Annotated in this window: 13 protein-coding genes; 4 read left to right on the top strand and 9 right to left on the bottom strand. The window is 64.2% G+C overall.

Going from position 1 to position 10,138, the window contains the following annotated elements; genetic code table 11:
* Positions 1-72: 72 nt before the first annotated feature.
* From XF30_RS33235 to XF30_RS33245, 3 genes are all read right to left on the bottom strand, one after another.
* Positions 73-1,233 carry a winged helix-turn-helix domain-containing protein gene (locus XF30_RS33235; RefSeq protein ID WP_109145023.1) on the bottom strand — a complete coding sequence of 387 codons (1,161 nt, stop codon included), beginning with the start codon at positions 1,231-1,233 and terminating at the stop codon, positions 73-75.
* Positions 1,234-1,346: 113 nt separating this feature from the next.
* The gene (locus XF30_RS33240; RefSeq protein ID WP_036013887.1) at positions 1,347-1,595 is read right to left on the bottom strand and encodes a hypothetical protein; all 249 of its coding nucleotides are present in this window, start codon (positions 1,593-1,595) and stop codon (positions 1,347-1,349) included.
* A 118-nt stretch (positions 1,596-1,713) separates the two neighbouring features.
* Positions 1,714-1,950 (bottom strand): hypothetical protein, encoded by a 237-nt coding sequence (locus tag XF30_RS33245; protein ID WP_036013890.1) that lies wholly within the window; start codon positions 1,948-1,950, stop codon positions 1,714-1,716.
* A 374-nt stretch (positions 1,951-2,324) separates the two neighbouring features.
* On the opposite strand from XF30_RS33245, the gene XF30_RS33250 reads away from it, so the two are divergent.
* Positions 2,325-2,966, top strand: coding sequence for an OmpA family protein (locus XF30_RS33250; RefSeq protein ID WP_036013891.1), 642 nt, complete (start codon positions 2,325-2,327; stop codon positions 2,964-2,966).
* A 55-nt stretch (positions 2,967-3,021) separates the two neighbouring features.
* Here XF30_RS33250 and XF30_RS33255 read toward each other — a convergent pair whose 3' ends face one another.
* Positions 3,022-4,311, bottom strand: coding sequence for a phospholipid carrier-dependent glycosyltransferase (locus tag XF30_RS33255; RefSeq protein WP_244609117.1), 1,290 nt, complete (start codon positions 4,309-4,311; stop codon positions 3,022-3,024).
* A gap of 191 nt (positions 4,312-4,502) precedes the next feature.
* On the opposite strand from XF30_RS33255, the gene XF30_RS33260 reads away from it, so the two are divergent.
* Positions 4,503-5,204, top strand: a complete 702-nt coding sequence (locus XF30_RS33260) for a FecR family protein (RefSeq protein WP_192893324.1) — start codon at positions 4,503-4,505, stop codon at positions 5,202-5,204.
* A gap of 2 nt (positions 5,205-5,206) precedes the next feature.
* The gene (locus XF30_RS33265; protein WP_192893325.1) at positions 5,207-6,391 is read left to right on the top strand and encodes a hypothetical protein; all 1,185 of its coding nucleotides are present in this window, start codon (positions 5,207-5,209) and stop codon (positions 6,389-6,391) included.
* A 159-nt stretch (positions 6,392-6,550) separates the two neighbouring features.
* On the opposite strand, the gene XF30_RS33270 is transcribed toward XF30_RS33265, so the two are convergent.
* The 3 genes from XF30_RS33270 to XF30_RS33280 all read right to left on the bottom strand — a co-directional run bounded on the left by XF30_RS33270 (position 6,551) and on the right by XF30_RS33280 (position 8,117).
* Positions 6,551-7,039, bottom strand: a complete 489-nt coding sequence (locus XF30_RS33270) for a VOC family protein (RefSeq protein WP_109145026.1) — start codon at positions 7,037-7,039, stop codon at positions 6,551-6,553.
* A gap of 34 nt (positions 7,040-7,073) precedes the next feature.
* Positions 7,074-7,502, bottom strand: a complete 429-nt coding sequence (locus tag XF30_RS33275) for a VOC family protein (RefSeq protein WP_109145948.1) — start codon at positions 7,500-7,502, stop codon at positions 7,074-7,076.
* Between the two features lie 96 nt (positions 7,503-7,598).
* Positions 7,599-8,117, bottom strand: a complete 519-nt coding sequence (locus tag XF30_RS33280; RefSeq protein ID WP_036024770.1) for a cupin domain-containing protein — start codon at positions 8,115-8,117, stop codon at positions 7,599-7,601.
* A gap of 128 nt (positions 8,118-8,245) precedes the next feature.
* Between XF30_RS33280 and XF30_RS33285 the strand changes: the two genes are divergently transcribed.
* Positions 8,246-8,464: a CsbD family protein gene (locus tag XF30_RS33285; RefSeq protein WP_036013900.1), complete on the top strand. Its 219-nt coding sequence runs from the start codon at positions 8,246-8,248 to the stop codon at positions 8,462-8,464.
* Positions 8,465-8,624: 160 nt separating this feature from the next.
* On the opposite strand, the gene XF30_RS33290 is transcribed toward XF30_RS33285, so the two are convergent.
* Both XF30_RS33290 and XF30_RS33295 read right to left on the bottom strand, forming a co-directional pair.
* Positions 8,625-9,089, bottom strand: a complete 465-nt coding sequence (locus XF30_RS33290; RefSeq protein ID WP_109145027.1) for an FKBP-type peptidyl-prolyl cis-trans isomerase — start codon at positions 9,087-9,089, stop codon at positions 8,625-8,627.
* Between the two features lie 62 nt (positions 9,090-9,151).
* Positions 9,152-10,138 (bottom strand): xanthine dehydrogenase family protein molybdopterin-binding subunit (locus XF30_RS33295; protein ID WP_146207815.1); only part of this gene is annotated, 987 nt, incomplete at its 5' end.

A 10,138-nucleotide genomic window follows, 5' to 3' on the forward strand; every position in this document is an offset into this window, starting at 1 on the left:
GTCATCGAATAGGCAAGACGTGGGCACGCTTCGCTTTGCCCACCCTACAAGACTAACCCATCCTACAAAGCCTCACTCCGCCAGTTGAAACCGCTCGAAACGGTCGAGCTCCTCCTCGATCACGCGCTTCAGCTCCTTGCGGCCCGCCGTCTTCCTGCCCTGCCCAACCCAGGTCCATTTCTGCATCAACAGCTTCTTGTTCTGCCGGTCGGTCTTGAGATCGAGCGCGGCGACGATCTCGTCGCCGACCAGCACGGGCAGCGCGAAATAGCCGAGCTTGCGCTTGGCTTTCGGCACATAAGCTTCGAACAGGTGGTTGTAGCCGAAGATGAGGTTGGTGCGCTTGCGCTGGATGATCAGGGGATCAAACGGGGAGAGGATGTGGACGAGATCGGGCGACACCTCATGCGGCTCAAGCGCTGCAGGCGAGGCCCAGTGCTCCTGCTTACCGGCGCCCTCGATCGCGACGGGCACGAGCTCGCCGCGGCGGACGCGCGAGGTGATCAGGCGCGCGACCGGCTTCTTGCTGGGCGCATCGAGATGGCAGACCGAATCGAGGCTGACCACGCCCTGCGAGCGCAACGCGCGGTCGAGCAGATAGGCCGTGATCTCGCTTGCCGGCGCCGGCTTCGGCAGCCTGTCCCAGCCGAAATGACGCGTCGTCAGCTCGTAGGTCTTGAGCATGCCCTGGCGCGCGCTGATGGTGACCGCCCCGGTATAGAAGGCGAGCTGCAGCGCCCGCTTCGAGGGCTTGCGGCTCTGCCACAGATGCTCCTTCTCGACGAGCACGTCGTCGTCGATGTCACGGATCGTCAGGGGCCCGCCGCGCAGCAGCCGCATCACCTTGCGCGTGTCGGCCGGCTTCACCGCGGCGAACCATTTGTGCCCCTCGCGGCGGTGCTCGCGCATCGCCGGCAGGAAGAAGCGGAAGTCGTTCGCCGGCACGTAGGAGAGCGCGTGCGTCCAGTACTCGAACACGGTCTTGTCGACACTCTGGGCGTGGCGCAGATCGGCGCGGCGGTAGGACGGGATCCGGCTGAACAGGATGTGGTGATGGCAACGCTCGATGACGTTGATGGTGTCGATCTGCACATAGCCGAGATGGGCGACGGCGGCCGAGACGGCCTCTGCGCCTTCGCCGAACGGAGCGCGGTCGGTCAGCCGCTGGGCATGCAGCCAGATCTGCCGGGCCTGTGTCGTCGAGAGCGGAAGCGGTTTGGACGTGCGGGGCATTGCAGCGTGCAATGTAGCGGGATTCGCCGCGAGGCAAAGAAGCAGGGACGCGAAAAGGCCGCGCTGCCATCTGCTGCCAGCGCGGCCATGACGTGTGGGGATCAGGCGGAAGCCTACTTCTTCATCGCCATCGACTTCTCGGCGTTCATATAGTGCTTGCATGCTCCACGCATGTTGCCCTTGCTCATGTCGGAATTGGCCGCGGCCATCGACTTCCTCGCCGCGATCTTGGCGGGCGTGTCTTCGCCGCCCATGCCGGCAACGAGCTTTGCCATGTTTGCACTGGTGCACGCCATCTTGGCGGCGGATGCGGGGGACAGAGCAAGTGCGGCGAATGCCGTCGCGAGCAACAGGGTCTTCATCAAGTTCTCTCCTCGAGTAGGCAGCCGGCCTGATGCCGGCCAACCCACCGCCATTCTTCAGCCACAAGTTTGCAGGGAAAAGACAATTTCGTTGCTGCGCTGCAGTGATACCCGCTTTTCAGCGTGCGGCTTTTGGGCGCTCCCCGACGCTGCCGGTGGCGACCTCCGGGTCGCAGATGGCCTTGCCACGTCCTTCTGCCTGGCAGCGATAGACACTGCCGGTGAGGCGATCGACCAGCCAGACGTTCTCGTCGGTCGGCCCTTCGAGCCCGACATAGCGGGAGGTCATCCCGGTGATCAGTGTCGAGAGCAGGATGGCCACCGCGATCATCGCCGCACCGATATAGATGGGCATTGCGTTCAGAGTCACTGTCCGATCCGTCGGGCCGCTGCGATGGAATTGATAGTCGCGCTGATAGTCACTTGGCCTCGGCACAGGACGGAACTCGGCTCCCCTCGCGTCAAATTATCGAATGATTGAAGTGTGTTAGGCGGACATCTGGACGAATTCTTGTTCGCGGGCGGGCGGTGAGGCGACGCCTTTGCGACGTTCGGGTTTCCCGGAACCCAATACGGCCGGCTCGAAAGCAAAGTGCGAATGATTCGAACCGGAGCAAAGTGACCTCGGCTCGCCGTTTCGAATGTGACCAAGATCACATCAGAGCCGTTGAACCTGCCCTACGCTCGCAGCATCAAATCGCCATCAGGCGTAACAGCGAGGATACCACCATGACCCATTTCAATAAGTCTTTTGGACTGACGGCGATCACCCTGACAGCCGTCCTGTCGATGACGGCCGGCCTTGCGCTGGCTGGCGACAACAACATCTCCGCCGGCCAGATCGTCGATGCGCTGAAGCCGAAGCCGGCGACCCGCGGCCTGTCCGTTGGCCCCCAGACCGATACGACCGTGCAGGCCAAGGAGGCGACCTTCCTGAACACCGTGCGCAACCGCTCGACCCGGTCGCTCTCGACAGGCGAGCGCGAGCAGATCGCCGAGCTCGCTGCCACCAAGCCGAAGATCGATCTGGAGATCCAGTTCGACTACAATTCGGCCGACATCGCCAAGACCTCGATGGCCTCGGTGCAGGCGCTCGGCAAGGCGCTGTCCGATCCAGCGCTGAAGGGCTCGACCTTCGTGGTCGCCGGCCACACCGACGCGACCGGTGGCGAAGCATACAATCAAGGTCTCTCCGAACGGCGCGCCGACACCATCAAGAAGTACCTGATGCAGAATTACGGCCTCAACGGCAACGATCTCGTCACCGTCGGCTACGGCGAGACGAAGCTGAAGGATGCCGCCAACGGCACTGACGCCATGAACCGCCGGGTCCAGGTCGTGAACATGGACACCAAGACCGCAGCGAAATGATTCTCGGCTCCTGGAGTAAAACACGCCGCCTGCCGCAGCCCGGCGGGCGGCGAACTCATATCCAGCTTTGGAACAGCATCAGCCGGTTGAAGCCCCCCATCGAGGTGCCGACGAAGGCCGCGGAAATCGGCAGCATCACCGCAAAGCCGGCCGCCGCGACGCCGACATAAGCCCACAACAGCCAGCGCGGCAGACCCTCGCGGCGCAGCACATAGACCAGTGCCAGGGACGCCGCGGTCGCGGCCGGCAGATAGTAATAGATGAAGCCCAGCGTGCGCGGCAGCAACGCCCAGGCGAGCCAGGGACCGAAATAGAATGTGGCGATCAGGAATGCATCCCAGCGCCGCGCCACGATGAAATCGCGCAGCACCATGGCGAGTGCAGGCAGAGCCGGCCACAGCACGAGCGGATTGCCGAGGAAGACGATCGCGGCGATGTGGTCCTCCGCGGTCTTGTCGAACAGGAACCAGACCGGGCGCGCGAGCAGCGGCCAGGACGGCCATGCGCTCATATAGGTGTGGCCGGCGATGGCCGTCGTGGTGTTGTCGGCAAAGATCCGCCGCTGCGCCTCGATCAAGTCCGGCAGCGACAATCCGTAGAGCGGAACGAAGGCGGCAAGATAAGCCAATGCCGGCAGGACGGCGAAGCAGAGCGCGACATGATGCAACTTCAGGCCGGGCCAAAGCTCCGGCCGATACCAGTCGTCCGGCTTCGCGTCGGCGAACAGCGTATGCCAGCCCTGCATCAGGCGGATCACCGCAACAATGACGATGCAGACGCCGAGCGGGAACAGGCCGCTCCATTTACACGCGGCCGCAAGGCCGAACAGGCTGCCCGCCACCGCGAACAGCGCTTGCGGCCGCTCTCTGCGAAACCCATGCATGAAGGCGGCGGTGGCGAGCAGGCCGAAGCCGAGCGCAAAGACATCGAGCATCGCGATGCGCGCCTGGACGTACAGCATCTGGTTGAAGGCTGCGATCAGCGCGGCGGCGATCGCCGGCCCCTGCGCGGCGAACAACGCGAGTCCACACAGATAGATCGCGACGATCGCGAGCGCGCCGAACAAGGTCGCGGGATAACGCCATCCAAGCGCGTTGTCGCCGAACGTTGCGATCGATGCCGCGATCATCTCCTTGGCCAGCGGCGGATGCATCGGATTGAGCATCGGCTGCGACATCGCGGGCGTCAGCATCTGGCGCGCCGCCGGCACGTAATGCACCTCATCGAACACGAATTTTTCCGGCGTGACGACGCCGATCAACAGCGCCAGATGCGCGATCAGGAAGATCGCGACAGCAATCACTGCACTCCGCGACACCTGAGGAACCGCAGGCAATTCGCGCATCTCTTGTGGGGCTGTCTTGCGTGGCAAATTGGCTTCACCGCGGAGAAAAATAAACTGCTTCCCGTCATTGAACGCATTCTGCCGCAACTGTCACTAAGCATGACGCAGGTCCTGCGCCGCTTGTGATAATTCCGCCACATCAGAAGCGCGCGCGATCCGGTACGATCAGGGACACATCGATCGGTTGCGAAATGAATTTGCGTTTTTGCCTTTTCTCCACACTGCTCACGGCCGCAATCTGTGCGGCATCCGGCGCCGAAGCGCAGACGCGCGTCGGCCAGGCTGTCGTCATTCAGAACGAAGTGGTGCGCGTCGCCGCGACCACGACGCCGATCAATGTCGGCGACAGCATGCTGCGCGACGAGACCGTGCGAACCGGCGCCGACAGCGCGGCGCGTTTCGTGATGGCCGACAGCACCAATCTATCACTGGGGCCGAGCGCCACGCTGAAGCTCGACCGCACCGTCTTCAACGACGAGCACAGCTATCGTGACGTCGCGATCCGCATGACCACCGGCGCCTTCCGCTTCGTCACCGGACGCTCCGACAAGGCCGCCTACAAGATCACGACACCGCTCGCCACCATCGGCGTGCGCGGCACCACGCTCGACATTCTCTCGCAGCGCGGGCGCTCCGTCGTTGTGCTTCAGGACGGCGCGGCCAGCGTGTGCACGAGGAGCGCCCAGTGCGTGCAACTCACCCAGCCCGGCGACACCGCCATCATCACCTCGACTGGCGGCAAGGTGAGCATCACCAAGAGCAACACGCCGCCCTGGACCTTCGCCGCCAATTGCGCCGCGAGCGCCGGGTTGTGCGCAGTCAACCAGTATGCCGGCGCCTCGCCGACCATCACGCCTGCCGTCGAGGACGACGCCATGCTGTGCGGGCGCTGACGATGGCGAAATTCACCGTTCGGCGCCTCATCCTTGCCGCTGCGCTGGCCGCATCTGCGGCGTTTGCGCTCGTCACGTTCGATGCCCGCCCGGCGGCTGCACAGGCCTCGGAGTGCGGGTCCGAGTGCGGTGAACCAGAGCCCACTCCGTCCCCAACCTATTCGCCGTCGCCATATCCGTCCCCGACCTATTCCCCGTCGCCGAATCCCTCGCCCACGCCGACCCCCTCCCCATCGCCCAGCCCCTATCCGTCGCCTTCACCGAGCCCGGCTCCGTCGCCGTCGGGACCGACGGGCGCGGATTCCAGCGGCAATTCGATCGGCGGCCTTGCCAATCAGCGCTTCAATCAGATGATCACCAACCGGGTGCTCGGCACCGTGCTGCTCGGCGTCAACGAGCAGATCAATTGCGGCGACTGCATCAGCGCGTTCGGCTCGGCCGGCTCGTTCTCGGCCGGCATCCATGGTCGCAAGGCGCTGACCAACAATCTCTCGCTGCTCGCCGGCATCGCCTATACGCACTACGAAGGGCGCGGCTACGAGATCACGAGCGCACCGATCGGCGCTTTCGCGCTTCGCTACGACTTCACCGATTGGGGCTCGTCGCGCCCGTTCTTCGACGTCGGCGCGATCCTGACCCCATGGGAGAAGGCGCGCTACACGCGCAGCTACGACACCAGCCTCGGGCCGGTGACCGTGACGAGCTCGACCAACGCGTCCAACTACGCCGTTTACGGCCGCGCCGGCTGGATGAGCCGCCTCTCGCCGCGCGACGAGGTCGCGGCCTCGATCGAGGTCTGGCAGCTCTGGCAACGCGTCTCCGGCTATCGCGACAGCGCGGTGGCGTTCAATCCGTTCGACGCCAGCATCGCTGATGGCACCGACCGCACCAGCCTCGTCAAGATCGGCGGCCAGTGGACGCATCTGTTCGGCAGCAGCATCGAGACCAACATCAATGGCGGCTGGGTGCAGTCCTTCGCCAGCCACAGCGGCATCGTCGCCACAGTGACCGGCCAGGGCACGGTGGTGCCGACCATGGGTAACCAGGGCTGGTTCGAATATGGCGGCCGCCTCGGTTTCCGCGTGCAGAAGGGCTGGATCGTGGACCTCTTCGCCAACGGCACGCTGGGCCCGCAGCCGGTCGGCAACACGATCCACGGCGGCGTGGGGCTGCGGATCAACTATTAGCGGCGAGAATCCCGCCTCACATTCCGCTGTCATGCCCCGGCTTGACCGGGGCATCCAGTACGCCGCGGCCCATCGGTTTAATCACTGCCGTCTCGGAGTACTGGATCGCCCGGTCAAGCCGGGCGATGACAGTGAGTATGTGGCGAGAGCGACCCGCCCTCACGCCGCCGACTTGCCCTCGAACGCCCGCCGCAACACCTCGGCGTCCAGCTTGACCATCTTCATCATCGCCTGCATCGCGCGCGCGGCTGCGGCCTTGTCCGGGCTCGACAGGAACTCGAACATCACCTTTGGCACGATCTGCCAGGCCACGCCCCAGCGATCTCTCAGCCAGCCGCACTGCTCCGCCTTGCCGCCATGGGCGAGGAACGCGTTCCAGACACTGTCGACCTCTGCCTGGTCGTCGCAATGAATCATCAGCGAAATGGCGTGGGTGTATTCCATCTTCATGCCGCCATTGAGCGCGACCAGCTTCTGTCCGGCCACGGTGAACTCGACGACGAGCACGGAGCCTTCCTTGCCGGAGGGGCCGTCCGAAACGTTGCGCTGAACGTGTGTGATCGCCGAATTCGGGACCAGCGAGACGTAGAATTTTGCAGCGTCCTCGGCATCGCCGTTGAACCACATGCAGGGCACGAGCTTGGACATGGTGAATGCTCCTCTTGAGGTCTGCTGTTTCGGCTCAGGCGTTCGCCAGGTCGGGCTGCAGAGGGGCGGCTGAAAGGTCCATCCAGTTCACGCCCCACATGTGGCCGTCCGGATCCTCGAAGCTGCGGCCGTACATGAAGCCGTATTCGTCCTTCGGGCTGGGATCGGCAATGCCTCCTGCAGCCTCCGCCCTGCCAACGATGTCATCGACCTCGCTGCGGCTGTCCGCGGACAGGCAGAACAACGCTTGGTTCGAGGTCCTGGCGTCCGCGATCGGCTTCGGCGTGAACTGGCGGAATTTGTCGTGGGTCAGCAGCATGGCGAAGATGGTCTCGGAAAAGACCATGCAGCTCGCGGTCTCGTCGCTGAATTGCGGGTTCTTGACCGCGCCGACCGCCTCATAGAAGGCAGTCGCGCGCTTGAGGTCGGTCACCGGCAGGTTGACGAAGATCATCTTGGGCATCGGAAGCTCCTTGGCGGGGTTCTGGCCAAGGACGGATGGCCAGGCCGCCATCCGACATCACTTCCGACAAATTTTTCGGACCCCGACTGCGGGGCCTTACTTCTTCTCGTTGGGATCCCGGTGCACCGGGTCGATCCACAGCACGGTCTCGGGCTTCTCGACCGGTTCGATGTCGAGGTTGATGGCCACCGCCTCGCCGTCGCTGCGCACCAGCACGCATTCCAGCACCTCGTCGGGGCTGGCGTTGATCTCCTGGTGCGGCACGTAGGGCGGGACGAAAATAAAGTCGCCGGGGCCGGCTTCCGCGGTGAATTGCAGGCTCTCGCCCCAGCGCATGCGCGCCTTGCCCTTCACGACATAGATGACGCTTTCGAGATGGCCGTGGTGATGCGCGCCGGTCTTGGCATCCGGCTTGATGCTGACGGTGCCCGCCCACAATTTCTGGGCGCCGACGCGGGCGAAATTGATCGCGGCCGCACGGTCCATGCCCGCTGTCGACGGCACGTTGGTATCGAGCTGATTGCCGGGAATGACCCGCACGCCGTCATGTTTCCAGCGGTCATCATGATGATGACCATGGTCATGGTGGGAATGCGAATGGTCAGGGCCGGTCATGGGACTTGCTTTCTGTTGGTTCCGTGCGCGGCAAACTAACCCAAAGCCGCAGCCGCAAGCCATGCCAAAATCGGAACCCTCATAGCCGCCCAGCGTTGTCATTCCAAGCAAATCGAAAGGAGATTTTCATGGGCAGCACGACCGACAAGATAAAGGGCACCGCCAACGAGGCGATCGGCAAGGCCAAGCAGGGCGTCGGTGAAGCCACCGGATCCGATCGCATGAAAGGCGAGGGCGTGGTGCAGGAAGTGAAGGGCAAGGGCCAGCAGGCCATGGGCGATGCCAAGGACGCCGCGAAGGACGCGATGGATCGCGCCGCCGCTGCGGCTCGCCGCGCGGCGGAGTGACGCGCGTAAGATTGAAAGTGAAAAGACCGGCCCTAAGGCCGGTCTTTTGCTTGTATCGATTTCATCCGTCATGGCCGGGCTTGACCCGGCCATCCACGTCTTGACCGCGCGGCACGAAGATCGTGGATGCCCGGGACGAGCCCGGGCGTGACGACGTCAGTTATTTCACCGCGAGCAATTCCACGTCGAACATCAGCGTCGCATTCGGCGGTATCACGCCGCCGGCACCGCGGGCGCCGTAGCCGAGCTGCGGCGGGATGATCAGCGTGCGCTTGCCGCCGACCTTCATCGAGGCAACGCCCTCGTCCCAGCCGGCGATGACGCGGCCCTTGCCGATCGGAAACTCGAACGGCTCCTTGCGATCGACGGAGCTGTCGAATTTCTTGCCCTTCTGGCCGTTCTCATAGAGCCAGCCGGTGTAGTGCATCACGCAGATCTGGCCGGGCTGCGGCGAGGCACCGGTGCCGACGGTGGAGTCGATGATCTGCAAGCCTGAAGCTGTGGTCATGGTCTTTCCTGCGGTCTGGGCCGAGGCCGTGGTGGAAACGTAATGCGACACGCTGGCGATCACGGTGATCGCGAGTGCCGACATCAGGGCGAGGAGCGCGCGCTGGAAACGCTGCATAAAACACCTTCCGTTTGAGGCGGGAGGTGTCTAACCCAAGGCGGTCGCCGTTTCCACCCCCTTTAGAGCTCGATATCTTCGAGCCGAACCGGCAGCCTGCGGATACGCTGTCCCGTGGCATGGTAGACCGCATTGCAGATCGCAGCATTGGTGCCGACATTGCCAAGCTCGCCGAGGCCCTTCACGCCGACGGGGTTGATGCGATCATCCTCCTCGGAGAGCAGAATGACCTCGACACCGGGCACATCGGCATTCACGGGCACGAGGTAATCGGCAAGATTGTCGTTGACGTAGCGCGCATTGCGCTTGTCGATCTCGGTGGCGTCGAGCAGCGCCGAGGACATGCCCCAGATCAGGCCACCCATGAGCTGGCTGCGCGCGGTGCGCGGATTCATGATCCTGCCTGCCGCGAACGCGCCGACCAGGCGGGGACAGCGGATCTCGTGCGTGAAGCGATTGACGCGGACCTCGACGAACTCGGCGCCGAAGGCATAGGCGATCTGGTCCTTCATTTGATGGCCGCCGATCAGCCGGACCTGCCCGCTGTGCATGGCCCTGAAGGAATCCAGCGGCGCGCCCTCCGGCTTCCACTCGCCATATTCTTCGACCACGCCGACGCCGAGCGCATCGAACGCCTTCTCGATGTCGAGCGAGCGATCGCCCTTGGCCGCCTGGGTCGAGGGAGCCGGGCTGATGCCGACGGTCTCCTTGGCCTTGTCGGCAAGGCTGTCGCTGGGCATCAGCGCCTTGAACAACCGCTGTCGGATCTGATCGCACACCATCATCACGGCCGAGCAGGTGCTGGCGGTGGAATTGGAGCCGCCGGCAACCGGCGCAGGCGGCAGGTCGCTGTCGCCCATGAAGACCGCGACCTTCTCCAATGGCACGCCGAGCCGCTCGGCCGCAGTCTGGGCGATGACGGTGTAGGCGCCGGTCCCGATCTCATGGCCGGCGATCTCGACCCGCGTGCGGCCGTCGCGCTGCAGACGTACGCGCGCGGCGGACGGTCCCGCCAGCGTCGGATAGCACGTGGCGGCGCAGCCGTAGCC

It is taken from the genome of Bradyrhizobium sp. SUTN9-2 (genome assembly GCF_003122645.1).
GTDB lineage: Bacteria > Pseudomonadota > Alphaproteobacteria > Rhizobiales > Xanthobacteraceae > Bradyrhizobium > Bradyrhizobium yuanmingense.